Annotated in this window: 26 protein-coding genes; 18 read left to right on the forward strand and 8 right to left on the reverse strand. The window is 69.5% G+C overall.

What is annotated here, in order from left to right; all coding sequences use genetic code 11:
* Positions 1–380: 380 nt before the first annotated feature.
* The 4 genes from NG1_RS19535 to NG1_RS19550 all read right to left on the reverse strand — a co-directional run bounded on the left by NG1_RS19535 (position 381) and on the right by NG1_RS19550 (position 3,630).
* Entirely contained in the window at positions 381–1,178 is a 798-nt protein-coding gene (locus NG1_RS19535; RefSeq protein WP_309247300.1) for an AraC family transcriptional regulator, read from the reverse strand.
* Between the two features lie 220 nt (positions 1,179–1,398).
* On the reverse strand, positions 1,399–1,686 hold the full coding sequence (locus NG1_RS19540) for a DUF427 domain-containing protein (RefSeq protein WP_062972804.1): 288 nt from the start codon (positions 1,684–1,686) through the stop codon (positions 1,399–1,401).
* Positions 1,687–1,752: 66 nt separating this feature from the next.
* Entirely contained in the window at positions 1,753–2,304 is a 552-nt protein-coding gene (locus NG1_RS19545; protein WP_062972806.1) for an NUDIX hydrolase, read from the reverse strand.
* Positions 2,305–2,412: 108 nt separating this feature from the next.
* Positions 2,413–3,630, reverse strand: a complete 1,218-nt coding sequence (locus tag NG1_RS19550) for a DUF418 domain-containing protein (RefSeq protein WP_084499038.1) — start codon at positions 3,628–3,630, stop codon at positions 2,413–2,415.
* Positions 3,631–3,751: 121 nt separating this feature from the next.
* On the opposite strand from NG1_RS19550, the gene dop reads away from it, so the two are divergent.
* The 13 genes from dop to NG1_RS19615 all read left to right on the forward strand — a co-directional run bounded on the left by dop (position 3,752) and on the right by NG1_RS19615 (position 17,747).
* Positions 3,752–5,251, forward strand: coding sequence for a depupylase/deamidase Dop (dop, locus tag NG1_RS19555; protein WP_040867183.1), 1,500 nt, complete (start codon positions 3,752–3,754; stop codon positions 5,249–5,251).
* 689 nt (positions 5,252–5,940) lie between these two features.
* Entirely contained in the window at positions 5,941–6,135 is a 195-nt protein-coding gene (locus tag NG1_RS19560; protein ID WP_014986166.1) for a ubiquitin-like protein Pup, read from the forward strand.
* Positions 6,132–6,986 carry a proteasome subunit beta gene (gene prcB, locus NG1_RS19565; protein ID WP_062972808.1) on the forward strand — a complete coding sequence of 285 codons (855 nt, stop codon included), beginning with the start codon at positions 6,132–6,134 and terminating at the stop codon, positions 6,984–6,986. The genes NG1_RS19560 and prcB overlap by 4 nt, the downstream gene beginning before the upstream one ends.
* 2 nt (positions 6,987–6,988) lie before the next feature.
* Complete coding sequence (gene prcA / locus NG1_RS19570; RefSeq protein ID WP_062972810.1) at positions 6,989–7,765, forward strand: proteasome subunit alpha; 777 nt, start codon at positions 6,989–6,991, stop codon at positions 7,763–7,765.
* Between the two features lie 219 nt (positions 7,766–7,984).
* On the forward strand, positions 7,985–9,343 hold the full coding sequence (pafA, locus tag NG1_RS19575; protein WP_174186519.1) for a Pup--protein ligase: 1,359 nt from the start codon (positions 7,985–7,987) through the stop codon (positions 9,341–9,343).
* 10 nt (positions 9,344–9,353) lie between these two features.
* Positions 9,354–9,650: a thiamine-binding protein gene (locus NG1_RS19580; protein ID WP_062972812.1), complete on the forward strand. Its 297-nt coding sequence runs from the start codon at positions 9,354–9,356 to the stop codon at positions 9,648–9,650.
* A gap of 119 nt (positions 9,651–9,769) precedes the next feature.
* Positions 9,770–10,765 (forward strand): helix-turn-helix transcriptional regulator, encoded by a 996-nt coding sequence (locus tag NG1_RS19585; RefSeq protein ID WP_174315383.1) that lies wholly within the window; start codon positions 9,770–9,772, stop codon positions 10,763–10,765.
* Positions 10,762–11,739, forward strand: a complete 978-nt coding sequence (locus tag NG1_RS19590; protein ID WP_062972814.1) for a helix-turn-helix transcriptional regulator — start codon at positions 10,762–10,764, stop codon at positions 11,737–11,739. The genes NG1_RS19585 and NG1_RS19590 overlap by 4 nt, the downstream gene beginning before the upstream one ends.
* A gap of 22 nt (positions 11,740–11,761) precedes the next feature.
* A complete protein-coding gene (locus NG1_RS19595) occupies positions 11,762–12,811 on the forward strand; it encodes a 2-dehydropantoate 2-reductase (protein ID WP_062972816.1) in 1,050 nt (349 codons plus the stop codon).
* Positions 12,812–12,875: 64 nt separating this feature from the next.
* The gene (gene tatA / locus NG1_RS19600) at positions 12,876–13,133 is read left to right on the forward strand and encodes a Sec-independent protein translocase subunit TatA (RefSeq protein ID WP_062972818.1); all 258 of its coding nucleotides are present in this window, start codon (positions 12,876–12,878) and stop codon (positions 13,131–13,133) included.
* 98 nt (positions 13,134–13,231) lie between these two features.
* Positions 13,232–14,185 carry a twin-arginine translocase subunit TatC gene (tatC, locus tag NG1_RS19605; protein ID WP_062972820.1) on the forward strand — a complete coding sequence of 318 codons (954 nt, stop codon included), beginning with the start codon at positions 13,232–13,234 and terminating at the stop codon, positions 14,183–14,185.
* Between the two features lie 24 nt (positions 14,186–14,209).
* On the forward strand, positions 14,210–16,891 hold the full coding sequence (locus tag NG1_RS19610; RefSeq protein ID WP_062972822.1) for a DEAD/DEAH box helicase: 2,682 nt from the start codon (positions 14,210–14,212) through the stop codon (positions 16,889–16,891).
* 163 nt (positions 16,892–17,054) lie between these two features.
* Positions 17,055–17,747 (forward strand): DUF4333 domain-containing protein, encoded by a 693-nt coding sequence (locus NG1_RS19615; RefSeq protein WP_062972824.1) that lies wholly within the window; start codon positions 17,055–17,057, stop codon positions 17,745–17,747.
* A gap of 304 nt (positions 17,748–18,051) precedes the next feature.
* Here NG1_RS19615 and NG1_RS19620 read toward each other — a convergent pair whose 3' ends face one another.
* Positions 18,052–19,017, reverse strand: a complete 966-nt coding sequence (locus NG1_RS19620) for a 5'-3' exonuclease (RefSeq protein ID WP_062972826.1) — start codon at positions 19,015–19,017, stop codon at positions 18,052–18,054.
* Between the two features lie 84 nt (positions 19,018–19,101).
* On the opposite strand from NG1_RS19620, the gene NG1_RS19625 reads away from it, so the two are divergent.
* Positions 19,102–20,229, forward strand: coding sequence for a M24 family metallopeptidase (locus NG1_RS19625; protein WP_062972828.1), 1,128 nt, complete (start codon positions 19,102–19,104; stop codon positions 20,227–20,229).
* A 36-nt stretch (positions 20,230–20,265) separates the two neighbouring features.
* Here NG1_RS19625 and NG1_RS19630 read toward each other — a convergent pair whose 3' ends face one another.
* Positions 20,266–20,697 carry a PPOX class F420-dependent oxidoreductase gene (locus NG1_RS19630; protein WP_062972830.1) on the reverse strand — a complete coding sequence of 144 codons (432 nt, stop codon included), beginning with the start codon at positions 20,695–20,697 and terminating at the stop codon, positions 20,266–20,268.
* A gap of 101 nt (positions 20,698–20,798) precedes the next feature.
* Here NG1_RS19630 and dprE2 point away from each other — a divergent pair, with 101 nt between their 5' ends.
* From dprE2 to NG1_RS19650, 4 genes are all read left to right on the forward strand, one after another.
* The gene (gene dprE2 / locus NG1_RS19635) at positions 20,799–21,554 is read left to right on the forward strand and encodes a decaprenylphospho-beta-D-erythro-pentofuranosid-2-ulose 2-reductase (protein WP_062972832.1); all 756 of its coding nucleotides are present in this window, start codon (positions 20,799–20,801) and stop codon (positions 21,552–21,554) included.
* Positions 21,533–22,816, forward strand: coding sequence for a bifunctional cobalt-precorrin-7 (C(5))-methyltransferase/cobalt-precorrin-6B (C(15))-methyltransferase (locus NG1_RS19640; protein WP_062972834.1), 1,284 nt, complete (start codon positions 21,533–21,535; stop codon positions 22,814–22,816). Before dprE2 ends, NG1_RS19640 begins: the two co-directional genes overlap by 22 nt.
* Before the next feature lie 78 nt (positions 22,817–22,894).
* Positions 22,895–23,512, forward strand: coding sequence for a DUF8020 domain-containing protein (locus tag NG1_RS19645; RefSeq protein ID WP_040867153.1), 618 nt, complete (start codon positions 22,895–22,897; stop codon positions 23,510–23,512).
* On the forward strand, positions 23,509–24,255 hold the full coding sequence (locus NG1_RS19650) for a cobalt-precorrin-6A reductase (RefSeq protein WP_062972905.1): 747 nt from the start codon (positions 23,509–23,511) through the stop codon (positions 24,253–24,255). Before NG1_RS19645 ends, NG1_RS19650 begins: the two co-directional genes overlap by 4 nt.
* 18 nt (positions 24,256–24,273) lie before the next feature.
* Here the strand turns inward: NG1_RS19650 and NG1_RS19655 are convergent, their stop codons facing one another.
* A complete protein-coding gene (locus tag NG1_RS19655; RefSeq protein ID WP_062972836.1) occupies positions 24,274–24,804 on the reverse strand; it encodes a PadR family transcriptional regulator in 531 nt (176 codons plus the stop codon).
* A gap of 57 nt (positions 24,805–24,861) precedes the next feature.
* Positions 24,862–25,257 (reverse strand): hypothetical protein, encoded by a 396-nt coding sequence (locus NG1_RS19660; RefSeq protein WP_062972838.1) that lies wholly within the window; start codon positions 25,255–25,257, stop codon positions 24,862–24,864.
* Positions 25,258–25,263 lie beyond the last annotated feature (6 nt).

A 25,263-nucleotide genomic window follows, 5' to 3' on the forward strand; every position in this document is an offset into this window, starting at 1 on the left:
CCACCAGGGATACCGACGCCCAGCATCTCCACCGATCCGCCGCACAACCGATACCGTTCCTCGATCGATCCGGGTTCGCGTAAGACGCTCGACGGTGATCTGCCAGGACCTGGATCGGATGTTCGCGCCGACTCCACTCACCGGCGGCCTGCTCGGCCACCTCGGGCACCCCCATTGCGAGTCCGTTGCCCTCGGCCACGTGCTCGCAGCACCGCGCCGGCGGCACTCCACGGGCGGGCGACTCTGCCCCATCGCCGGTGACGGCAGCAGCTGGTCGGCGCCGGTGGCGAGACGGTGGCTGCTGGATCGTCGCGCCCCCGCGACGGAGAAGAACGATGGGCGAGTAGGGGCGAGCGCGAGCCGATCGCGGGACGGAAGAGTTACGCGTCCGCAGCCGGTTCGTCGGTGCGGCTCAGCACCGAGGGCGGCAGACCGAAAGTCCGGCGGCAGGTGCGGGTGAGGTCCGCGCCGTCGGAGAAACCCGCGGCGTGCGCGGCGGTCGTGAGGTCGTCCCCGGCCAGTGCGCGGGTCCGCGCGATGTGCAGCCGCAGCCAGACGATGTAGCGGCGCAACGGGATGCCCATCTGCTCGGTGAACAGATGGGAGAGCCGGGGCGCCGGAATGCCGAGTTGGCGAGCGACGTCCGAGCCGCGCACCGAGCCCGTGCGCACCAGAGCGGGCAGCAGTTGCAGGGCCGCCGTGATCACCGCGTGCCGCTCGCCCGCGCCGGACGCTCCGTCCTGCGGCAGCAGTTCGTCGACGACGGCGGTGACCTGCGCGGTCAGATCGCCGCTACCGGCCGTGATGCCCAGGGTGTCGGTGCTGTCGGCCCAGCCGTTGAGATGGGCTCTGCGGTCCGCCGCCGCACCGGCCGCGGTCTCGGGATCGAGGTAGACGGCCGTGCCGTGCGCGGCGCCCACGTCGATGCGGTGGGGCGCGTCGGTCGGCACGATGACGTGGGTGCCCTGCCTGCGGACGCCGCTGCCGTCCACCACCACGATCGGAGTGCTCGCGGCGACGATCTGCACCGCGTGGTGCGCGTGCAACTCCGTCGGACCGATCGATCCGGCGAAAGCCAAGACCCCGGGCCGCAGCAGCGCGACACCCGCCTGCGATGGTTCGTCCGCTGCGCCCACAGGCGACATCGAGAAGCCGTTGGTGACCAGAGCCTTCATCATGGGATGCTCCCGGCTGAGACACTCGCGCTGAATCCTGGGATGAGCGTATCGGTTTCGCGCGGGCGGTATTCCCGATTCCTCCGATTACCACCTGTCGCCGGGATCGGGCTCGCGGTGCCGCCGACCCGGCCCGCCGATCACCACCCGGACGGCCTCACGACCGGATTCCGGCATCGATCATGAGTTCGCTACTCGATTGCTCGCAGCGAAAGTCCGTCGGTCAGTTCTCGGTCACCTCGACGCCGCGCCAGAACGCGACATAGTCCTTGATCTGCGCCGCCTTGGTCTTCGGCTCCGCGTAGTACCAGGCGGCATCGGTATTGGAGTCTCCGTCGACCACCACCGTGTAGTAGCTGGCGGTGCCCTTCCACGGGCAGTAGGTGTGCGTATCGGAGGGCTGGAAGAACTCCGGCCGGATGGAGTCCGGCGGGAAGTAGTGGTTGCCCTCGATGAGGATGGTGTCGTTGCTGGTCGCCAGGACGCGGCCGTGCCAAGTTGCCGTTGCCATCCTTCGATTCTGCCCCGATCCCGTGGGTGGTGCGGCGTCCGAACAGGCCGGGCCGAGGCCAGGCGGTCACATGGGACGATCGGGCCGCAACGCGGGCCGGTGCAGCTCGACGGCCAATGCCACGAGTTCGCTCAGGTGCTCGCCGTCGGATTCGGCCCGCCGCATCGCCTCGGCGACCGGAAAAGTGCGCACCTCGAGGATCTGCTCGGCGTCGTCGGGATTGGTCGGCGCGGAATCGAGCACCACGTCGGCGGTGCACCAGAGCCACGCCTTGTGCGGATGGGGCTGCCACTCGCGATGCGGCGCGGCGCTGTTGCTCGTCGCGTGGTGGGCGCCGAACCATGCGATCGGTCCGAGCGGGCACGCTCCCGCCTCCTCGAGCAGTTCGCGGCGTACACAGGCGTCGATCGACTCGCCGCGTTCCCTGGTGCCGCCGGGAATCAGCCAGACGTCGCGATCGTCGCGGCACAGGACGATCTCGTCGCCGACGAAGCAGACCACGTGGATGTTGGTGACCAGCTCGTCGGACGGGAGCGTGGTGGAGAACCGCACATCCAGATCACCCCATGCCCAGTGAGCGGGGGTGTGCAGCAAGGGGTAGCGATCGGCGAGCGTCACAGTAAGACGGTAACGGCAGCCGAGCGCCGCGTCCGGCCCTCTCGTCCGCGCCCCGGTGCGACAAGCCCGGTGGCGCAGCCGAGTTCGGCGCCGAGCCGGTCGGCATGGTCAGGCCCGCGGGCGTTCGCGGCGTTCCCGGGCCAGCGTCCGGTAGCTCACGTTCCAGAACCACTCCACCGGCCCTCGCTCGAAGCGGCGTAACCACAGGTGCGCTCCGCTCGCGATGATCACCGCCACCAGCAGGTAGACACCGATGGTGAACGGGACGCGGTCGCCGGGTGAGACGCGGGCGGCGAGTCCGAAACCCCAGCCGTAGCAGAGCATCGATGCCACCAGGTTCTGCAGGATGTAGCAGCTGAGCGCGGTGCGGCCGATCTCGGTGAGGCGCCGCCCGGCGAACCCGGCCACGGGACGCCGCAGGTACCACTCGGCGACCGCCGCCAGAATGCCGAGACCGACGAACGGGGCGCTGCCGTAACGGGTGAACAGGATGAGGTCGCCACCGCCGATGAGGCCGACGGCCGAGTCGATCGGCGCAGCCACGCCGAACCCGAGGATCATCAGCCGCTTCCGGATCCGCCGACCTTCCGGGCCGAACACCCCGGCCCGGAACAGCCGGGCTCCGGTCAGGAACAGCGCGACCGACATCGCGAAGACGAAGACCGCCTCCACCCGGAACAACCCGGCGTGGCCGAGCCGGAACATCGCGAGATCCCAGAACGAGCCCTCCGCGTACGGATTCGGGTCCAGCGCGGGACGTGCGGCCGCATCTCGGCGCGGTGCGAACACCAGAGCCAGCGCGATGAGCGTCAACAGCGACGCGTGCACGGCCGCCGCGCCGACCAGCCAGCGCCGCTGCGCACGCTCGCCGGTGGCGAGCACGAACGCGACGACGAGGCCGGTCACCGCGTAACCCATCAGGACGTCGAACTCGGCGACGAAGACGAAATTGAGCAGACCGTCCAGCAGCAGGAGTCCCGCGCGCCAGGGGTACTTGCCCGGCCAGCGGCGCCCGGCCGTCGTCGCGGAGCGCTGCTGGATGGCCAGGCCGATGCCGAACATGACGGTGAGCAGCCCGAGGAACTTGCCCTGCGCCGCCTGTTGGAGCACGCGCTCGGTCCACGTCCATCCGCCGGCCTGCCCGCCCAGGTCGTGCAGGTAGCCGACCAACCCCTGCGGGTTGGTCATGATCCAGATGTTGGTGCCGAGGGTGCCCAGAATCGCGATCCCGCGTAGCACGTCCAATGCGACCAGCCGGGTGCGGGCGGGCGCCGATCGGCGCTGTTCGGTGCTCTCCGCGCGGCGGTCGGCGATCGATTCGGACATGTCCCGACTATCGCGCCGACCTGCGCCGCGACGAGTCCTCCGGAAGTACCACCTGCGGTATGACATTGGACTCCGCCGGTCGCGACCGGTTGCGCCGGGTGCGTCGCATAGGCTCGACAGCATGCAGCGCATCATCGGAATAGAGGTCGAATACGGCATCTCGACCCCGACCGAGCCGTCGGCCAACCCGATCCTCACCTCGACCCAGGCGGTCTTGGCCTACGCCGCGGCGGAGGGCGTGCCGCGCGCGAAGCGCACCCGCTGGGACTACGAGGTGGAGTCGCCGCTGCGCGACGCGCGCGGATTCGACCTGAGCCGGATGAACGGGCCCGCGCCGGTGATCGACGCCGACGAGGTGGGTGCCGCCAACATGATCCTCACCAACGGCGCCCGGCTCTACGTAGACCACGCCCACCCGGAATACTCCGCGCCCGAGGTCACCGACCCGCTGGACGCGGTGATCTGGGACAAGGCGGGCGAGCGGGTGATGGAGGCCGCCGCGCGGCACGCCTCGAGCGTGCCGGGGGCCCCGCGGCTGCAGCTGTACAAGAACAACGTCGACGGCAAGGGCGCCTCCTACGGCACCCACGAGAACTACCTGATGAGCCGGGACACCCCGTTCAACCAGATCATCGTCGGGCTCACCCCGTTCTTCGTGTCCCGGCAGGTGGTGTGTGGCTCCGGCCGGGTCGGCATCGGCCAATCCGGCGACCACGCGGGCTTCCAGCTGTCCCAGCGCTCGGACTACATCGAGGTCGAGGTCGGCCTGGAGACCACGCTCAAGCGGGGCATCATCAACACCCGCGACGAACCGCACGCCGATGCCGACAAGTACCGCAGACTGCACGTCATCATCGGGGACGCCAACCTGGCCGAGATGTCGACCTACCTCAAGGTCGGCACCACCGCCCTGGTCCTCGACCTGATCGAGGCGGGCGAGGACCTCTCGGACCTGCAATTGGCGCGCCCGGTCACCGCGGTGCACACGATCAGTCACGACCCCACGCTGCGGGCGACCGTCGCGCTCGCCGACGGCCGCGAGCTGACCGGCCTCGCGTTGCAGCGCGTCTACCTGGACCGGGTGGTGAAATTCGTCGATCGCACCGGCAACGACGACAAGCGCGTCCAGGACATCATCGAGAACTGGGCGATGGTGCTCGACCTGCTCGAACGCGATCCGATGGAGTGTGCCAACCTGCTCGACTGGCCCGCCAAGCTGCGCCTGCTCGAGGGCATGCGCAGCCGGGAGGGTCTCGGCTGGGCGGCCCCCAAGCTGCACCTGATGGACCTGCAGTACTCCGACGTGCGCCTGGACAAGGGCCTCTACAACCGTCTGGTCGCCCGCGGCTCGATGAAGCGCCTGATCAACGAGCAACAGGTCCTCGACGCCATGACCAACCCGCCCACCGACACCCGCGCCTACTTCCGCGGCGAATGCCTGCGCCGCTTCGGCGCCGACATCGCGGCGGCCAGCTGGGACTCGGTGATCTTCGACCTGGGCGGCGACTCCCTGGTCCGCATCCCCACCCTGGAACCCCGCCGCGGCACCAAGGCCCACGTCGGCAAGCTCCTCGACGGCGTGACCACGGCCGCCGACCTGGTCGAACAGCTCACGACGTAATCTTCGGCAGCGCGTGTCCCGGCCATCCCGCGGGTCGGCCGGGCTACGCGTGTTCGGCGACGCCGGGGACGCTCGGGAGATCGGCGATGCTGCCCAGTTCGTAGACCGAGGCGTCGTACTCGACCGCGGGCCCCGCGTCGGGCGGTCGCGCTACGGGGTGCCGCTCGCGAATCTTCGGCGAACGCGTTGCCCGCGCACCGGCAAAGGCTGCGAGACACGATGCTCGGCGGGCCTGTACACCGGTCGGCGTGAAGTTGTGGTCGCGGTCGTAGTCCGGCAGGTTCGGCGCCGTCGCGCTGAGATTCGATGGCCGACCGATTCACTCGACCGATTCACTAGTGCGCTACGCCACCACCAGCTCAGCCCCAGGTTTCGAGCGAAGCGAGACCGAGCATGTTCCGTTCGCGGCCCGGCTCGCGTCCGAGTGGCCACCGCGTAGGCGACGAAGGAGCAAGCGGTGGCCACTCGGACGCGAGCCACAAGGGGGCCGCGAACACGCAGCGCCGCAGGTGCTGCAAACAAACACCGCCCGCGAACACGCCGCGCCCGCGCGGCCGATGACAGGGCAAAATAGGCACACTGTCGGTGCTGGTAGGTAGTGTTGAGGAACGAGCACGGACAATGCTCATGATCGGGATCGTGCTCACGATGGGTCCCGGTCATGGTGAGGACAGAGGAGGTCGGCTGCCATGGCACAAGAGCAGACCAAGCGCGCCGGGGGTGGCGACGAGGACGAGGGCCCGGACGGTGTGGATGCCGCCGGTCAGGAGCGCCGCGAGAAGCTGGCGGAGGAAACCGACGACCTGCTCGACGAGATCGATGACGTGCTCGAGGAGAACGCCGAGGACTTCGTCCGCGCGTACGTGCAGAAAGGTGGCCAGTGACAGTCGGTGACCCCTCGCGTCTCCACCTGGGGTACGCCCTCTCTTCCTTCTCCGACTATCTCCGTATGCATGCTCCGGACCTGTTGCCTGCCACCAGGTTCGGACAGGGTGCCGCCGGAATATCCGGCGGCACTTCCGCGAAGGAGATAGCCCCGCACGGCACCACCATCGTCGCGGTGAGTTACCGCGGCGGTGTGCTGATCGCCGGTGACCGGCGAGCGACGCAGGGGAACCTGCTGGCCAGCCGAGACATCGAAAAGGTCTACATCACCGACAGCTATTCCGCCGCAGGCATCGCGGGCACCGCGGGCATGGCGGTGGAGATGGTGCGGATCTTCGCGGTGGAGCTGGAGCACTACGAGAAGCTCGAGGGCGTGCCGCTGACCTTCGACGGCAAAGCCAACAAGCTGTCGAAGATGGTGCGCGAGAATTTGCCCGCGGCCCTGCAGGGTCTGGCGGTGGTGCCGATGCTGGTCGGTTACGACCTGGGCGCCACCGACCCGGACAAGGCGGGTCGCATCGTGTCGTTCGATGTGGTGGGTGGACGCAGCGAGGAGCGTTTCGGGTACGCCGCGGTCGGTTCCGGCTCGGTGTTCGCGAAGTCCGCGCTGAAGAAGTTGTACGCCAAGGGAATCGATCAGGATCGCGCGCTGCGCATCGCCGTCGAGTCGTTGTACGACGCGGCCGACGACGATACCGCGACGGGTGGCCCGGATCTGGTGCGCGGCATCTTCCCGACGGCGATCGTGATCGATGAGGAGGGTGCGGTCGAGGTGACCGAGTCGCGGCTCGCGGAGATCACTCGCGGAATCGTCGCCGACCGTGAGGCCGCCGAAGAAGGGACCGCCTGAGCATGACGTTGCCGTACTACGCGTCGGCCGAGCAGATCATGCGCGACAAGACCGAACTGGCCCGCAAGGGCATCGGTCGGGGGCGCAGCGTCGTGGTGCTGACGTACGAGAAGGGTGTGCTGTTCGTCGCGGAGAATCCGTCCACGACACTGCACAAGGTGAGTGAGCTGTACGACCGCATCGGGTTCGCCGCGGTCGGCAAATACAACGAGTTCGAGAATCTGCGCAGGGGCGGCATCCTGCAGGCCGATATCCGCGGGTATCAGTACGATCGCCGCGATGTGACCGGTCGTGCGCTGGCCAACGCCTACGCGCAGGCCCTCGGATCCATCTTCACCGATCAGCTCAAGCCTTACGAGGTGGAGATCTGTGTGGCGGAGGTGGGCTATCCGGAGCAGGCGCCGCAGTCGGTGCTTTACCGGATCACCTTCGACGGATCGATCGTGGACGAGCGGGAGTACGTGGTGATGGGCGGCACGACCGAGCCGATCGTCACCGCCTTGAAGTCGTCCTACCAGCCGGGTCTGGACCTGGCCTCCGCGGTCGGCGTCGCGGTGCGCGCGCTGCAGGCGGGCGTGCCGGAGGGCACCGAGAAGGAGAAGCGGGTCCTGGGCGTGAACACGCTCGAGGTCGCGACCCTGGAGCAGGCGCGTCCGCGCCGGGCGTTCCGGCGGGTCGCGGATGCCGCCCTGGAGCGGCTGCTCAGCCCGGCGGAGGCGACCGATGCGTCCGAGAAGGAAGCGGAGCCCTCGGCGAAGGACAACCCGCCGGCGGAGTGATCGGCTCGGGCCGACGAGCTCGGCGGCCCGCGAACGATACCTCGTTCGCGGGCCGCGTCGGCATGTCCGCAGCCGGTGTCGAGGTGGGCATCCTTCGGTCGAAGCGGCGTTTCGTCCGGGCAAATTCCGACAAAGCGGGCCAAATCGTTGTGAAGACGTATGCATACGGGTTGTTCGGTGCACCCCGCAAGTCCCGCACATGGCTGTACTGTCGATGGTGTGCAGCGACGAATTATGGGGATCGAGACCGAGTTCGGTGTGACATGCACCTTCCACGGTCACCGTCGACTGTCCCCCGACGAGGTGGCCCGGTATCTGTTCCGCCGGGTGGTGTCCTGGGGCCGTAGCTCGAACGTGTTCCTCCGCAACGGTGCTCGGCTCTACCTCGATGTCGGGTCCCACCCGGAGTACGCGACCGCGGAGTGCGACAACCTGGCGCAACTGGTGACCCACGACCGTGCGGGCGAGCGGGTCCTCGAAGAGTTGCTGATCGACGCCGAGCAGCGTCTGGCCGAAGAAGGCATCGGCGGCGACATCTACTTGTTCAAGAACAACACCGACTCCGCGGGCAACTCCTACGGCTGCCACGAGAACTTCCTGGTGGTTCGCGCGGGCGAGTTCTCTCGGATCTCGGACGTGCTGCTGCCGTTCCTGGTCACCCGCCAGCTGATCTGCGGCGCGGGCAAGGTGCTGCAGACCCCGAAGGCGGCCACATTCTGCCTGTCGCAGCGTGCCGAGCACATCTGGGAGGGCGTCTCCTCGGCGACCACCCGCTCGCGGCCGATCATCAACACTCGCGACGAGCCGCACGCCGACGCGGAGAAATACCGCCGCCTGCACGTGATCGTGGGCGACTCCAACATGTCCGAGACCACCACCATGCTCAAGGTCGGCACGGCCGCCCTGGTGCTGGAGATGATCGAGGCGGGCGTCTCGTTCCGCGACTTCGCCCTGGACAACCCGATCCGTGCGATCCGCGAGGTCAGCCACGACCTGACCGGTCGCCGTCCGGTGCGCCTGGCCGGTGGACGGCAGGCCAGCGCCTTGGACATCCAGCGCGAGTACTACGCCCGCGCCGTGGAGCATCTGCGCAATCGGGACCGCGATCCCCAGATCGACCAGGTGGTCGACCTGTGGGGCCGCACCCTGGACGCGGTCGAGGCGCAGGACTTCGCGAAGGTGGACACCGAGATCGATTGGGTGATCAAGCGCAAGTTGTTCCAGCGCTACCAGGACCGGTACGGCATGGAGCTGTCCGATCCCAAGATCGCCCAGCTGGATCTGGCCTACCACGACATCAAGCGCGGGCGCGGCGTCTTCGACCTGCTGCAGCGCAAGGGTCTGGCCAAGCGCGTCACCGAGGACGAGGCCGTGGACGCGGCGGTGGACACTCCGCCGCAGACCACCAGGGCCAAGTTGCGCGGTGACTTCATCACCGCCGCGCAGGAGGCGGGCCGCGACTTCACCGTCGACTGGGTGCACCTCAAGCTGAACGACCAGGCGCAGCGCACCGTGCTGTGCAAGGACCCGTTCCGCTCGGTGGACGAGCGCGTCGATCGCCTGATCGCGTCCATGTGACCGGGCGGGCATGATCATCGCCTTCTCCGTCACACCGCTCGGGACCGGCGTCGATGTCGGGCGCGCGGTCGCCGAAGCGGTCCGCGTGGTGCGCGCCAGCGGACTGCCCAACCACACCGATGCCATGTTCACCACCGTCGAGGGCGAGTGGGACGAGGTGATGGCCGTGGTGAAACAGGCGACCGATGCCATCCTCGCCGTAGCGCCACGGTGCAGCCTGGTGCTGAAGGCCGATATCCGGCCCGGCGTGACCGATGCGATCACCACCAAGGTGGAGAAGGTCGAGCGATACCTGGCCGGGGGCTGACAGCGGTTTCGTCCGGCACACTGTCCCTGGCGCTGTGAACCGTCGACGTCGCGGCCGAAACAACGCCGAATCGCGCGCCGCCGCGCGGTCTCGCGGGTGCGCAGATTACCCTCTATCGGGTGGCGATATCCAAGGTCGAGCGGCTGATGAATCTGGTCATCGCGCTGCTGTCGACCCGGCAGTTCCTGACCGCTGAGCGGATCCGGGACAGTGTGGCCGGATACGAGGACTCCGCCAGTGACGAAGCGTTCAGCCGGATGTTCGAGCGGGACAAGAACGAACTGCGCGATCTGGGCATTCCGCTGGAAGTCGGCCCGGTGAGCCGGTACTCGACGATCGAGGGTTACCGGATCAACCGCGACGCCTACGAGCTACCCGACATCGACCTGACCGACCAGGAGGCCGCCGCGGTCGCGGTGGCCGTGCAGATGTGGGAATCGCCCGAGCTGGCCGCGGCCGCGGAGGGCGCGCTGCTCAAGCTGCGCGCCGCGGGCATTCACGTGGAGACCGACGTCGCGGTGGCCTCCGTGCCCGCCGTTCCCGCTCGCACCCGAGGCTCGGAACCGGTGCTCGGGAAGCTCTTGGCCGCGATCGATGCCGGTCAGGCGGTGCGGTTCGAACACCGCGGCGCGATCAACGCCCCCTATCTGATGCGCGATGTGGAGCCGTGGGGCGTCGTCACCCATCGGGGCCGCTGGTACTTGGTCGGGCACGACCGTGACCGGGACGCGGTGCGCAGCTTCCGGCTGTCGCGCATCGGTGACCAGGTGACCGCGTACGGCGCGCGCAATGTGGTCCGCAAGCCCGCGGGCGTGGATCTGCGTGCCATCGTCGACCAGGTCACCAGCACCTCGCCGGTCAGCGGGTCGGCGACGGTCTGGGTCGCCGAGGGCCGGGGACGTGAGCTGCGCAGGATCGGGCAGGTCGTCGGCGAGCGCACCGTGGGCGGCCGCGCGGGTTCGGTGGTGGAGCTGCCGGTGCGATCGCGAGACTGGCTGGCTCGGCTCATCACCGGCCTCGGCCCGGACGCGGTGGTGCTGGCTCCCGAGTCGCTCCGCGCCGATGTCATCGCGCGGTTGCGTTCGGTGTTCGACCGGACGGAGGTGCGGGCATGAGCTCGCGGCTCTCGGTGCGGCTTTCCAGGCTGCTGAACATGATCCCGTACTTCATCGCCCACCCCGGCATCAGCGCCGCCGAGGCCGCCGCCGACCTGGGCGTCACCACCAAGCAACTGATGAGCGACCTCAACCAGCTCTGGATGTGCGGGCTGCCCGGCTACGGTCCGGGTGACCTGATCGATCTGTCGTTCTCCGAGGAGAGCATCGAGGTCACCTTCTCCGCAGGGATCGACCGGCCGTTGCGGCTGACCTCCACCGAAGCGACCGCGCTGCTGGTCGCGCTGCGCTCGATCGTCGACATGCCCGGCATGGTGGACCCCACCGCGGCGCACGCGGCCATCGCGAAGATCGAATCGGCGATCGCGGGCGGCGCGTCCACCGACGCCGACGGGCGATTCCCGACGCCGCCGCAGGAGGCGCCCACGGTGGCGGCCGTGCGCTCGGCGCTGGCGCTCGGCCGGGCGCTGCGGCTGGTGTACTACTCCGCCAGCCGCGACGTGGTGTCCGAACGCATCGTCGACCCGATTCGCATCGTTCTCGTGGACGACAACAGCTACCTGCAAGCCTGGTGCAGGCAGGCCGAGGGAGTGCGGCTGTTCCGCTTCGACCGGATCGAGGCCGCGACCGAGTTGGACGAACTCGCCCGGCCGCCGAAGCATGCCACCGAGGCGACGGCGGGCCTGGACCTGTTCCAGGACGATCCGGCGGTGCCCTTAGCGCGTTTACGAATCCACGCCGACTACGCCTGGGTTCTCGATCAGTACCCGATGCACCGGCTGGCGGTGCATCCCGACGGCAGCTTGGAGGCGACCATGCGGTTCGCCACGCTGGACTGGATGGCCCGCCTGCTGCTCGGTTTCGGGGCGGGCGTCACCGTCCTCGGGCCACCGGAGCTGGTCGCGGCGGTGCGCGAGCGGTCCAACGCCGCGCTGGCCGCCTACGAGGAAGCCGGATTCCTGGGGGCTCGATGAGAGACGAAGAGGCCCTACCGGCATGAACAGTCGTGTGCTGGTAGTAGGCGCGGGCAGCATCGGCAACTTCGTCGGCGGCAAACTCGGCGTGGCGGGCGCGGAGGTCACCCTGGTCGGCCGCAGACGGGTGCTCGACGAACTCGGCTCGTCCGGGCTCCGGCTCACCGACCTCGACGGCGGTGACGAGGCGTTACCCGCGGACCGATTCCACCGCGCCACCGAACCGGATGACGTCGGATCGGCCGATCTGGTGCTGGTCACGGTGAAATCGGCGGCGACAGCGGCGGCGGTGCGCGATCTCGCGGGCAAGATCAGGCCGGGCACCGTGGTGCTCAGCCTGCAGAACGGTATCGGCAACGACTCGGTGATCCGCGAGATCCTGCCGCATTGCGTGGTGCTGGCAGGCATGGTGATGTTCAATGTCGTGCACCATCCCGGCGGCCGTTTCCATCGCGGCACCGAGGGCGGGCTCGCGGTGCAGGACGACCCGGCGCTGGCATCGTACCTGGACGTGTTCGAGCGGGCGGGACTCGGCTTGCGGCGGTATCCCGACCTGCGCCCGGTGCAGTGGGCGAAGCTCCTGCTCAATCTCAACAACCCGATCAACGCGCTGTCGGGGCGCCCGCTGCGGGAGGAGCTCGCCGAGCGGGACTACCGTCGCTGTCTCGCGCTGACGCAGCGCGAAGCGCTCGCGGCGATGAACAAGGCGCGAATTCGCCCCGCCCGGCTGACTCCGCTGCCGCCCCGGGTGATGGCGACACTGCTGACCGTCCCCGACGGCCTGTTCCAGCGGCTGGCCGGACAGGTGCTGGCCATCGATCCGATGGCGCGTTCGTCCATGGCGGACGACCTGGAACTGGGCCGTAAGACCGAAATCTCCTGGTTGTGCGGAGAAATCGTGGGACTGGGCGCGATGGTCGGGATGCCGACACCGGTGAATCAGCGGCTGATCGAATTGATCGTCGCCGCCGAACAGGGCGGCAGGCGCGCGTGGACCGGCCGGGAATTGCTCGGCCAGTTGCGGGCCGCCGCGGCGGGCGCCGTGCCCGGACGCGGGGCGAACGAGCAGTGACGGCAGCGTTCGCGCACGTCACGGTCCGGTAGCATCGAGGCATCACAGTCTTGGGAGGTAGATCATGGGCAGTCTGAGCATCTGGCACTGGCTGATCATTGCGGTGGTTTTCGTGATGTTCTTCGGCGCGAAGCGGATGCCCGACGCGGCCCGCAGCCTGGGCCGGTCGTTGCGCATCTTCAAGAGCGAGGTCAGTCAGATGCAGCACGAGAGCAACGCGTCCGACAGCGGCGCGCCGGCTCAGCAGCCCGCACCGCAGCTGCCCGCCGCGCAGCAGTCGCCGCAGGCCACCGAGCCCCGTACCGAGCCGAAGTCGGTCTGAGCGGATCCGCTCGCGCCGGAGTGAGGAACAGCTCACTCCGGACTCAGTGCTGTTGCCGAGCTGAGCGAGGCACGTGAACCCAGGGGCGATCACCAACCATGCGAATCCCGTTCGATCCGCGGCGTAGCAAGCGCAGGATGAATCCCGACGGCACGATGTCGTTGGTCGAGCATTTGCAGGAGCTGCGTTACCGGTTGCTGGTGTCGATCGCGGCGGTGATCGCGACGACGGTACTGGGGTTCCTGTGGTACGGGCACGGGTTCCTGGGGGTGGAGAGCCTGGGTGAGATCCTGCGCGGGCCGTACTGTTCGCTGCCCTCCTCGGCGCGCGCGACGTTGAGCCAGGACGGGGAATGCCGTCTGCTGGCGACCGCGCCGTTCGAGCAGTTCACGTTGCGATTGAAGGTCGGCATGACCGCGGGCGTCGTGCTGGCGGCGCCGATCTGGCTGTACCAGCTGTGGGCGTTCATCACCCCGGGCCTGTATGCCAAGGAACGCAAGTACGCGATCGGGTTCGTTTCCTCGGGCACGGTGTTGTTCGCCGCGGGGGCGGTGCTGGCCTATGTGGTGATCGCGCACGCGCTGAGCTTCCTGCTGACCATCGGCGACAACGTGCAGATCACGGCGCTGAGCGGGTCGCAGTATTTCAGTTTCATCCTGCAGTTGCTGATCATCTTCGGGGTCAGTTTCGAGACGCCGTTGCTGATCGTCGGGTTGAACCTGGTGGGAGTGCTGACCTATCAGCGGCTCAAGGCGTGGCGGCGCGGGATCACCTTCGGCTTGTTCGTGTTCGCGGCGATCGTGACGCCGCAGGATCCCTTCTCGATGCTGGCGCTGGCGTTGGCGCTGACGGTGTTGTTCGAAGTGGCGATCCAGTTCTCCCGGATCAACGATCGCCGCCGGGCGCGCAAGGAGCGCGAGGGCCTCGGTGCGTTGTCCGACGAGGAGGCCTCCGATCTGGGCGCCCCGGAGCCGATCGATCCGGCCGAGTCGCTCACCACCCCCGCGGAGAAATCCACACGACCGGTGTCGGACTACTCAGATACGCTCTGACGAGTGACAGATGACCGGTCGCAGATGGGCGAGTTGGCCGAATTTTCCGCCGAGCTGAAGTTCCGGCTGGATCCCTTTCAGCATGCTGCCTGTGCGGCGCTCGAGGAAGGCCACAGCGTCTTGGTCTGCGCGCCGACGGGCGCGGGCAAGACGGTCGTGGGCGAGTTCGCCGTTCACCTGGCGCTGGCGGCCGGTGGGAAGTGCTTCTACACGACGCCCATCAAGGCGCTGTCGAACCAGAAGTTCGCCGACCTCACCGAGCGCTACGGCCGTGACAGCGTCGGACTGCTGACCGGCGACCAATCGATCAACCCGGGCGCTCCGGTGGTCGTGATGACCACCGAGGTGCTGCGCAACATGCTCTACGCCTCCTCGGACGCGCTGCGCGGACTGTCCTACGTCGTGATGGACGAGGTGCACTACCTCGCCGACCGGTTCCGCGGCGCCGTGTGGGAAGAGGTCATCCTGCACCTGCCTCCGGACGTGCGGCTGGTCAGCCTTTCGGCCACGGTGAGCAATGCCGAGGAGTTCGGCGCCTGGATGGAAACCGTGCGCGGCGACACCGCGGTGGTGGTCGACGAGACCAGGCCCGTGCCGCTGTGGCAGCACGTCATGGTGGGGCGGCGAATGTTCGACCTGTTCGACACGAAATCCACCGAACAGAAGGTGCTCGTCGACGAGGATCTGGTGCGGTTCATCCGCCACCGCGAGGCCGCCGACCGGATGAACAGCTGGGGGCCCCCGCGCAACGGCCGCGGCGGCCCGCGCCGGGATTTCCGTCCGTTGCCGCGGCCGGAGGTGCTCGCCAAACTGGACGAAGAGGGCCTGCTGCCCGCGATCACGTTCATCTTCAGCCGTGCGGGTTGCGACGGCGCGCTCGCGCAGTGCCTGCGCTCACGGCTCGACCTGAGCCGTGCGGAGGAGCGCGACGAGGTCGACGCGATCATCGACAAGCACACCGGCGATCTGCCCAAGACCGATCTCGAGGTGCTCGGTTACTGGGAGTGGCGCGAGGCGCTGCACCGCGGCCTGGCCGCGCATCACGCCGGGATGCTGCCCGCGTTCCGGCACACCGTCGAGGAATTGTTCGTCAAGGGGCTGGTGCGTGCCGTCTTCGCCACCGAAACGCTGGCGCTCGGCATCAACATGCCCGCGCGCACCGTCGTGCTGGAGCGGCTGGTCAAGTTCAACGGCGAATCGCACGCCGAACTCACGCCCGGCGAGTACACCCAGCTGACCGGGCGCGCGGGGCGGCGCGGCATCGACGTCGAAGGCCACGCGGTGGTGCTGTGGCAGCCCGAGGTGGACACCAGCGCGGTCGCCGGTCTCGCCTCGACGCGCACCTACCCCCTGCGTAGTTCGTTCCGGCCGGGCTACAACATGTCGATCAACCTCATCGACCGGATGGGCGCCGACGAATCGCGCACCCTGCTGGAGCGGTCGTTCGCCCAGTTCCAGGCGGACCGGTCGGTGGTCGGGCTGGTGCGCGGTATCGAGCGCAACGAGGCGGCGCTGCGCAAGCTGCGCGACCAGATCGGCGGCGCGGAAGGCGGGTTCCTGGAGTATCTGTCGCTGCGCGACCGGATCAAGCAGCGCGAGCGGCAGCTGACCCAGCAGAGCCGCGCCGACCGGCGAGGCGCGGCGGTGGACGCGCTCGGCGCGCTGCGGCGTGGCGACGTGGTGGCGATTCCCTCCGGCCGCCGCGCCGGGCTCGCGGTGATCCTGGAGCCGGACGCGACGCCCGGCGATCCGCGGCCGCTGGTGCTCACCGAGGACAAGTGGGCCGGCCGGGTGTCGGTCGCCGACTTCCCGGTGCCCGCCGAGGCGCTCGGGCACATGCGGCTGCCGCGCCGGGTGGATCACCGGACCGCGCGCATCCGCCGCGATCTGGCCTCCGCGCTGCGCAGCACGGGGATCTCGGTGCCGGGCAGGCCGCGGCGCGGCAGGCAGTCCGCCGCTGCCGACGACCGGGAACTGGCCACGCTGCGCCGCAGCCTGCGCGCGCATCCGGCCCACTCGCGGCCCGATCGCGAGCAACTGGCCCGGGTGGGTGAGCGCTACAACCGGCTGCTGCGCGAGACGGAGGCGATGCGCCAGAAGGTTGCCGCGACCACCAATTCGCTGGCGCGCACCTTCGATCGCATCCTCGGCCTGCTGGAGGAACGCGGATTCGTGCAGGAGAGCGAGGTGACTCCGGACGGACGCAGGCTGGCTCGCCTCTACGCCGAAAGCGACCTGCTGGTCGCCGAATGCCTCAGGAAGGGGCTGTGGCGCGGCCTCGGCCCGGCCGAACTCGCCGGCGTGGTGTCGGTCCTGGTGTACGAATCCCGCCAGGAGGGTGGCTATCTCGGCGCCAGCGGTCCGACGGCGCCGATCCGGCGGGCGGTCGGCGCGACCATCGGGGTCTGGTCCGAACTGCGATCCGACGAGGCGCGGCACAAGCTCCCCCCGACCAGGGAGCCCGATCTGGGTTTCGTCGACGGCGTCTACAAATGGGCGCGGGGCGATGGATTGGCGGAGTCGTTGCTCGCCAGCGGTGACCAGGGCGCCCCGCTGTCGGCCGGTGATTTCGTGCGCTGGTGCAGGCAGGTGATCGATCTGCTCGACCAGATCCACGGCACCGCCGACGATCCCGAGGTCGCGGCCACCGCGGCCAAGGCGGTGCGGGCGATCCGCCGGGGCGTCGTGGCGGTGGACGCCGCCTGAGCGGCGTCAGCGCCGGGCACGCGGCGGCGGCAATAACAACACGGCGGATTCGATTGTGATTTGATTTCTTTCGCGTACCGACCGTGGCGGAATAGTCGTGTCATGCGACGAGGCCCACGCGGGGGGCTACCGTGTGTACAACGATGCGAGTGGAGGCAAGCAGATGAGCGGCCCGTACGGACCGAACGACCCCGGGGAGGGACGCAACGATCCCACCCAGCAGTGGAGTGGACAGCAGGCGCCGGGCGGAGCCGGTCCCACGCAGCAGTGGGGTGGTCAGCCGCAGACCCCGGCCTCCGCCCAGCCGACCCAGCACTGGGGTGAGCAGCAGCAACCGCAGCAGCAGTGGGGTCAGCCGCAGCAGCCGCAGTGGGGCCAGCAGCCGCAGCAGCCGCAGTGGGGTCAGCAGCCCGCTCAGGGCCAGCCGCAATGGGGCCAGCCGCAGCAGGACTGGGGCCAGCAGGGACAGCAGCCGCAGTGGGGGCAGGCGCAGCAGCCCCAGCCGCAGTGGGGCGCTCCCGGCCAGCAGCCGCCGCAGCAGGGTGGCAAGGGTAAAGGCCTGATCATCGGTCTGTCGCTGCTCGGCGTCGCGGTGGTCGGCGCGATCGTCGCGCTCGTGCTCGTGCTGACCGCCAAGGACCAACTGGACCAGGCCGCGGTGCAGGACGGCGTGAAGAAGGTGCTGTCGGACTCCTACGGCATCCAGGACATCAGCGACGTCTCCTGCCCCTCCGGACAGGAAGTCAAGGTCGACGCCACCTTCGAATGCAGCGTGAAGGTCAGCGGCGAGGCCAAGAAGGTGAACATCAAGATCACCAAGGACGACGGCACCTACGAGGTCGGTCGCCCCAGCTAGGCTGTCGGTTTTCCCAGCGCTTGCGGCGCTGGGTGTTCGCGGCCCCTTGGTGGCTCGCGTCCGAGCGACCGCCGCTTGCTCCTTCGTCGGGTACGCGGCGGCCACTCGGACGCGAGCCGGGCCGCGAACCGCCCATGCTCAGTCTCGCTTCTCTCGGAACCTGTAGTTGAGCCGGTGTGATTGCGCCGGAGGTAGCCGCCCCTCGGATCCTGGGCTGGGCCGCGAACGGCGCCTGCTCAGAGCTTCGCTCGGTCGGGCCGGAGTTGTCGTGCGTAACGCGGTGGGGCTTCCGCGTCTCCCGGATTCAGCTGAGGCGGGCCGCGAGGGCGGTGATCAAGCGCGTGACCGGGCTCTCGGCGTTGTAGGCGGTGGCCAAGGCGCGCAGACGGTCCGGGTCGGCGGGTTCGGTGGGGAGAGCGTCGCTGCGGGACAGGGTGACCTCGGCGTCGCAGACCACTCGCACCACCGGCGCGGCGGCCTTCAGATAGTCCTCGGCGGCGCGCAGCCGGGCGCGCACGGTTTGGGACAGGTCGGCATCCGGGTCCTCGACAGCCGCGACCAGTGCTTCCAGGGAACCGAAACGGGAGATCAGCGTGGAGGCGGATTTCTCGCCGATGCCCGCCACCCCCGGCAGGCCGTCGGAGGCGTCGCCGCGCAGCGTGGCCATGTCGGCGTAGGCCGGGCCCGCGTTTCGCAGCGGTACGCCGTACTTCGCCGATACCTCGGCCGGGCCGAAGAGTTCCGCCTTGGCCAGCCCCCGTCCGGCGTAGAGCACCCGTACCTGGGGCGTCGGCTCGTCTCGTACCAGTTGCAACAGGTCGCGGTCGCCGCTGACCACGATCACCTCGTCGGTGCGCTCTCGGGTGGCCAAGGTGCCCAGCACGTCGTCGGCCTCCAGGCCCTCCGCGCCGCCGGTCGCGATGCCCGCCGCGGCGAGCACCTCCAGGATCATGTCCACCTGCGGGGTGAGCGTGTCCGGAACGGTTTCGGCGCCGGGTGCGGCGTCCGGTGAGGTATCCAACCGGTGTGCCTTGTAGGACGGCACCAGCTCGACCCGATACGCCGGCCGCCAGTCCAGATCCAGGCACACCACCAGCCTGCTCGGTGCGAACTTGGTGATCAGCGACGCCACCATGTCGGTGAAACCGCGCAACGCGTTCACCGACCGCCCGTCGGGCGCGGTGATCTTGTCGGGGATGGCGTGGAACGCGCGGAACCACAGACTGGCGCCGTCCAACAGCAACAGGGGCCCACCGGCAGCAGAGGTCACGGGCCGAGGTTACTCGCCTGCACCGACAGCGCCCTGGCGAAGTTCGGCGTTCCTCCCACGCGCCCGGCAGGTAACGTCGGACGAATGAGCTCGCATACGGAATCGAGGTTCGCGGCGGACGTCTACGGTGCCCGGCTGGAGCGGGCAGTGGAGCTGATGCGGGCCGCCCATCTCGACGCTTTGCTGATCACCCCCGGGCCGGACCTGCGCTATCTGATCGGCTCGGCGGCCGAGTCGTTCGAGCGGCTGACCTGCCTGGTGATCCCGGCGGACGGAGCCACGCCGTCGGTCGTGATCCCGAAACTGGAGCTGGCGTCGCTGGAGGGCTCCGCGGCGGGTGAACTGGGCCTGCAAGTGCTGGACTGGGTCGACGGCACGAACCCGTACGGCCTGGTGAAGTCCGCGCTGCACGTGGGCTCCCGGGTGGCCGTGGCCGATGTGATGCCCGCGCTGCATCTGCTGCCGCTGGCCGAGTCGTTCACCGGTCTGCCGGTATCGGCCACTCCCGTGCTGCGCGAACTGCGCATGATCAAGGACCCGGCCGAGGTGGACGCCCTGCGCCGAGCGGGCGCCGCGATCGACCGGGTGCACGCGCGAATGGGGGAGTTCTTGCAGGTGGGGCGCACCGAGGCAGAGGTCGGCCGCGATATCGAAGCCGCGATCCTCGCCGAGGGGCATACCGAGGCGGCGTTCGTCATCGTGGGCAGCGGTCCGCACGGCGCGGACCCCCATCACGGCGTGTCCGAACGCCGGATCGAGGCCGGGGACGTGGTGGTCGTCGACATCGGCGGCCCGGTCGAGCCCGGCTACTACTCCGACTCCACCCGTACCTACGTCCTGGGCGAACCCGACCCGGAGGTGGCCGCCCGGTACGCCGAACTGGAAAGCGCCCAGGCGGCGGCGGTGGCGGCCGTCGGTCCCGGCGTCACCGCGGCCGCGGTGGACGCCGCGGCGCGAAACCCGTTGACCGAAGCCGGTTTCGGGCCCGCTTTCGTGCACCGCACCGGTCACGGCATCGGCCTGTCGGTGCACGAGGAGCCCTACATCGTCGCGGGCAACGACCTCGTCCTGCGGCCCGGCATGGCATTCAGCGTCGAGCCCGGCATCTACTTCCGCGGCGAGTGGGGCGCGCGCATCGAGGACATCGTGGTGGTCACCGAGGAGGGCGGCGAATCCCTGAACAAGCGGCCGCACGGCCTCACGGTCCTGTGATCGACGGCTGAAGGGCCGGCCGTCGCGGCGAAGCTGCTAGGCGCCTGCGCCGTTCGTATCGGCGGCCGGTGCGACGAGCGTGCTGCTGGACAGGACGCGCCGGACCTGGATGGCGATCACCACACGGGTCGGGTTCTCCCGCGGCACGCGATAGCGGCCCGCGTACTGCTCGACCGCCTCGGCGACGTCGTCCGGGGCGTCGAGCACGGTGGCCGGGCCCTCCAAGGTGATCCACCGGATCCCGTCGACCTGACTGACCGCCGCGTATCCGGAGCGGCGCACGTTGCGCACCTTCACCGACCCGTCGTTGGTGATCACGCGCGCGATCCCGGCGTCCTGGTCCCAGGTGAACCCCACCGCCACGACATGGGGCGTTCCGTCCGCCCGCAATGTCGTCAGCGTGGCGAGATGCCGTTCGGCGACGAACTCGAGGGCGGCGGGCGACAACTCAGCAGTACTCGTCGGCATCCCCCGACCGTAGCCGTCGGCACGGGTCGGCGCCGCACCAGCCCGGTCCGCGACAGGTGAGCGATGACGGGCCGCACCCATGGCAATGAAAGACTGACCTCATGGGAACGCGTGGATTGGCCGACGGCACGGTACTGCTGCTGGGCGGTCGCAGCGAGATCGGGCTCGAAGTGGCGCGGCGGCTGGCGCCCGGGCGCGCGGTGGTTCTGGCGGCCCGGCGCAGCGGCGAGCTGGACGCGCAGCGGGCGCAGATCACCGCGGCGGGCGCGAGCGAAGTGCACGCCGTCGAATTCGACGCCGACGACGTGGCGAGTCATCCGGCGCTGCTGGAGAAGATCGCCGCCGAGCACGGGCCGATCGGCATCGCGGTGCTCGCCTTCGGCGTGCTCGGCGATCAGCAACGCGCCGAGCGGGATCCCGCGCACGCGGCGGCGATCCTGCACACCGACTTCGTCGCCCAGGCGAGTGTTCTCACGTCACTGGCGAACCTGATGCGCGCGCGGGGGGCGGGACAGCTCGTCGTGTTCAGTTCGGTCGCGGGCGTGCGCGTCCGGCGTGCCAACTACGTCTACGGGTCGGCCAAGGCGGGCCTCGACGGATTCGCCTCCGGTCTCGCGGATGCCCTGCACGGCAGCGGGGTTCGGTTGCTGCTGGTCCGGCCCGGGTTCGTCATCGGGCGGATGACCGAGGGGATGTCGCCGGCGCCGTTCTCCAGTACTCCTGATCAGGTCGCCGGCGCGGTGGTCGCGGGTTTGCGCCGCGGCGGGAGCCGGGTCTGGGTACCCCGGATCCTGCAACCGGTGTTCTTCGCGATGCGTCTGCTGCCGCAACCGATCTGGCGTCGGATGCCGCGGTGAGCGCCACGCCCGCGTCGTGGACCGGCGCGCCGATCGCGGTCGTCGGCATCGGCGCCGACGGCTGGGACGGTCTCGGTCGCGCCGCGCGGGAGGCGGTCGGCGACGCCGAATTCCTGTTCGGTTCCGCGCGTCAGCTCGCACTCGTGCCGCCCACCGTGGCGGCGCGGCGGATGACCTGGCCGTCGCCGCTGCTGCCCGCGCTGCCCGGCCTGTTCGAACGGTATTCCGGCGCGCGATTGTGCGTCCTGGCCAGCGGCGATCCCATGTTCTACGGGATCGGCGTCACCTTGGCCCGGCTGCTGGGCCCGCAGGCGCTCCGGGTGCTGCCCCAGCCGTCTTCGGCTTCCCTGGCCTGCGCCAGGCTGGGGTGGGCGCTGGCCGAAACGCCGGTGGTCAGCGTGGTCGGGCGTCCGCTGGCGACGGTGCTGCCCGAGTTGGCCGACCGCAGGCGGCTGCTGGTGCTCAGCGCCGACGAGCACACGCCGCAAAGCTTGGCGCAGTTGCTGGGCCGGAACGGTTTCGGCGGTTCCGAGCTGACGGTCCTCGAGCAACTGGGCGGTTCCGCCGAACGGCACCGCGCCGGAATCGCGAAGCAGTGGGAACATCCGCCGGGCGACCCGTTGAACATCGTGGCGATCACCTGCGCGTCCGACCCGGACCAGCCGCGTGCCACACGCCTGCCCGGGCTGCCGGACGAATTGTTCGGGGGCGACGGGCAGCTCACCAAGCACGAGATCCGTGCGCTGACACTGGCGGCGCTGGCGCCCGCCCCCGGTGAACTGCTGTGGGATGTGGGCGGCGGGTCGGGCAGTATCGCCATCGAATGGTGCCGGGCGCACCCGGGCAACCGGGCCGTCACGTTCGAACGGCTCGAGCGCAGGCGGCGGCAGATCTCCGGCAACGCGGACGCTCTGGGCGTGCCGCACATCCTGGTGCGCGGCGAGGTGTGTGCCGAACTCGCCGCCGACAGCGAGATCATTGCTCCCGACGCCATTTTCGTGGGTGGGGGCCTGACTCAGGATGGCCTGCTCGAGACATGCTGGGCGCAGTTGCGCCCACGCGGCAGACTCGTCGCGAACGCGGTGACCGCCGAATCGGAATCACTGCTGCTCAGCTGGTCAAGTGCCCAGGGCGGCGTCTTGCGGAAGTTCCAGATCTATCGCGGGGAGCCCCTGGGGTCTTTCACCACTTGGCGCCCGCAGCTTCCCGTCACGCAGTGGTCGGTGGTGAAAACCGCGGCGGCGTTCCCCGCAGAGGGGTGAACACGTTACCGGTCACGCGGTAGGGTCGGGGCCGAGTTCCGGTCGTGACCGGAAATCCGATTCCTGTTGGGGAGATAGATGAGATACAAGAAGTTCGCCGCTACCGCATTGCTGGCCGTCGCCGCCACCGGAGTGACCGCCGGTACCTCCTACGCCGCTCCCACGCCGCCCGCGGCGCAGGACCAGTCCGCGGCCGCGCCCACCGTCACGGGCACGGACCAGGGCGTCGGTTACGCGTTGCAGCTCGCCGACGCGGGCAAGTCGGTCGTCACCAGTGTGACCGGCGGCGCGTTCAGCGTCGACACCGACAACCGGTCGGTCACCCTGAAGAACTCCGCGGGCGAGACCGTCACCAGCATTCCGCTCACCGCGACGGCCAAGGGCCAAGAGGTGAACATCGCGGCGGCCGTCGCCGACGAGGGCAGGCAGCTGACGCTGACCCCGCAGGTCGCGCCGACCGCGAACGCGCCGGTCGCCGCCGAGTTCATCGGCGCGCAGGAGTGGTTCTTCGCCGAGCTGCAGCGCGCCTCGCTCGGCGCTCTGGTCGGCGGCCTGATCGGCGCCGCCATCGGCATCGTCTTCTTCGGTGTCGGCATCCTGCCGGGCGCGGTGCTCGGCGCGCTGATCGGTCTGGCCGTCGCGGGCGGGCCGTCGCTGCTGAACGCGGGTATCGCCTACTTCAGCGGCCAGCCCTGAGAGTTCTGATTCTGGGCGGCACCCGGGAAGCGCGGGAGCTGGCCCATATCGCTTCCGGCGAGCGAGGATTCGACATCGTCTCCTCGCTCGCCGGTCGTGTGCGCGCACCCTTGCTACCGGAGGGCGCGGTCCGCGTCGGCGGTTTCGGCGGCGCCGAGGGACTGCGCGCCTGGCTCGCGGCCGACGAGACGGCCGCGATCGTCGACGCCACCCATCCGTTCGCGGCGGCCATCAGCGCCAACGCGGCGGCGGCCGCGCATGCCTCCGGTGTGCCGCTGGTGCACCTGCGACGGCCCAGATGGGTGGAGCGGACGGGGGACCGGTGGGTGCGGGTACCCGATCTCCCCGCCGCGGCGAGGGAAGCGGCCGCTCTCGGCGAGCGAGTCTTCCTGACCATCGGCAGGCAAGGCGTCGACGCGTTCGCGGGTTCGGTCCGGCAATGGTTCCTGATCCGCGCCATCGACCCGCCCGAAGGCGCGCTGCCGCCGCGACACGAAGTGCTCCTCGCCCGGGGGCCCTTCGCGGTGGAGGGCGAATCGCGGCTGCTCGCCGAGCATCGGATCGACGTGCTCGTCACCAAGGACAGCGGCGGCGACCAGATCGAAGCCAAACTCGCCGCCGCCCGCGCGGCCGGAATTCCGGTCGTCGTCGTGGACCGCCCGCCGCTGCCCGAGGGCGCGCCGATCGTGGAATCACCCGAGCAGGCACTGAATTGGTTGCGCGACAGGCGAACCCGGCGCTGATGAGTCGGTCTCACGCGCTCAGCTGTCGAGCAGCTCCGGTAGATGGTCGAACCACTCCAGCACCGCCCGCTCGTAGCGGATCCCGAAGTCCAGTGTGGCGCGGGCGAACGTGGGCTTTCCCTCCGGATCTTCGGCGAGATACCGCGTGAGCCGCGCCTGATGGATCTCGCGGTTGGCCGCGACGATGCCGTCGAGCCGGCCGCGATCGAGATGCTCACCGAAGGAGAGCGTCAGCAGCAACGGCACCCGGATGGTCTCCCCGCCGGGATCGCGGGCGACCCACTCCAGGAACGCCTCGCGCCCCGCGTCGGTGATGCGATAGGGCGTGCGTTCCCTGGCTCCGGTCTCGCCCTTCTCGACGAGTCCCGCCGCGTCCATGGTGGCGAGTTCCCGGTAGACCTGGCTCTGCGTGATCGTCCAGAAGTCGCCGATCCGGTCCTGGGCCTGGGTCACCAGATCCCATCCCGACATGGGCCCTTCGTGCAGAAATCCGAGCAACGACGCCGCCGTCGAGTTCAGTGGTTTGCGCTTGGTCGCGGTGTTGGTCAACGACTGCTCCCTTCGCTCTCAACATTCCATAGTGGAATGTTACCGGAACGGCGTGGGTCAGGCGTCGCCGGTCAACTTGTCGAGCCGGGCGAGCACCTGTGCCATGCCCTGCTCCAGTCGCGCCTGTCCCTGTTCGAGCTGCGCCTGGCCGTGGGCCAGCGCGGTCTGGCCCTGTTCCAGCCGGATCTGTCCTTGTTCGAGCACGGTGACCCTGCGGTTGAGTTCACCCACATTCTCGCGCAGGTTCCCGACATCCCGGCGAAGCTCGCCGACGGCTTCCCCGACGGTCTCCGCGCGCCGGTCGATCCGGCCGATGCCGTCGAGCGCCTTCCTGGTCAGCGCCGCGAGTTCGTTGAGGACCTCGCCCTGCTCGTCGAGCGCTTGTTCGCTCGCGGTGGCCCTGGCCTCCAAGGCGCGGGCGCGCAGCGTCAGCTCCGGCAGTGTCGCGGCCAAGGTCCC

Source organism: Nocardia gamkensis NBRC 108242 (assembly GCF_001612985.1).
Lineage (GTDB): Bacteria > Actinomycetota > Actinomycetes > Mycobacteriales > Mycobacteriaceae > Nocardia > Nocardia gamkensis.

Excerpts from the sequence above, each read along its gene's own strand:
- NG1_RS19535 (WP_309247300.1), bottom strand. The coding sequence starts at position 1,178 with ATGATGAAGGCTCTGGTCACCAACGGCTTCTCGATGTCGCCTGTGGGC.
- NG1_RS19540 (WP_062972804.1), bottom strand. The coding sequence starts at position 1,686 with ATGGCAACGGCAACTTGGCACGGCCGCGTCCTGGCGACCAGCAACGAC.
- NG1_RS19550 (WP_084499038.1), bottom strand. The coding sequence starts at position 3,630 with ATGTCCGAATCGATCGCCGACCGCCGCGCGGAGAGCACCGAACAGCGC.
- dop (WP_040867183.1), top strand. The coding sequence starts at position 3,752 with ATGCAGCGCATCATCGGAATAGAGGTCGAATACGGCATCTCGACCCCG.
- NG1_RS19560 (WP_014986166.1), top strand. The coding sequence starts at position 5,941 with ATGGCACAAGAGCAGACCAAGCGCGCCGGGGGTGGCGACGAGGACGAG.
- prcA (WP_062972810.1), top strand. The coding sequence starts at position 6,989 with ATGACGTTGCCGTACTACGCGTCGGCCGAGCAGATCATGCGCGACAAG.
- NG1_RS19580 (WP_062972812.1), top strand. The coding sequence starts at position 9,354 with ATGATCATCGCCTTCTCCGTCACACCGCTCGGGACCGGCGTCGATGTC.
- NG1_RS19590 (WP_062972814.1), top strand. The coding sequence starts at position 10,762 with ATGAGCTCGCGGCTCTCGGTGCGGCTTTCCAGGCTGCTGAACATGATC.
- NG1_RS19595 (WP_062972816.1), top strand. The coding sequence starts at position 11,762 with ATGAACAGTCGTGTGCTGGTAGTAGGCGCGGGCAGCATCGGCAACTTC.
- tatA (WP_062972818.1), top strand. The coding sequence starts at position 12,876 with ATGGGCAGTCTGAGCATCTGGCACTGGCTGATCATTGCGGTGGTTTTC.
- tatC (WP_062972820.1), top strand. The coding sequence starts at position 13,232 with ATGCGAATCCCGTTCGATCCGCGGCGTAGCAAGCGCAGGATGAATCCC.
- NG1_RS19610 (WP_062972822.1), top strand. The coding sequence starts at position 14,210 with ATGGGCGAGTTGGCCGAATTTTCCGCCGAGCTGAAGTTCCGGCTGGAT.
- NG1_RS19615 (WP_062972824.1), top strand. The coding sequence starts at position 17,055 with ATGAGCGGCCCGTACGGACCGAACGACCCCGGGGAGGGACGCAACGAT.
- NG1_RS19625 (WP_062972828.1), top strand. The coding sequence starts at position 19,102 with ATGAGCTCGCATACGGAATCGAGGTTCGCGGCGGACGTCTACGGTGCC.
- NG1_RS19630 (WP_062972830.1), bottom strand. The coding sequence starts at position 20,697 with ATGCCGACGAGTACTGCTGAGTTGTCGCCCGCCGCCCTCGAGTTCGTC.
- dprE2 (WP_062972832.1), top strand. The coding sequence starts at position 20,799 with ATGGGAACGCGTGGATTGGCCGACGGCACGGTACTGCTGCTGGGCGGT.
- NG1_RS19645 (WP_040867153.1), top strand. The coding sequence starts at position 22,895 with ATGAGATACAAGAAGTTCGCCGCTACCGCATTGCTGGCCGTCGCCGCC.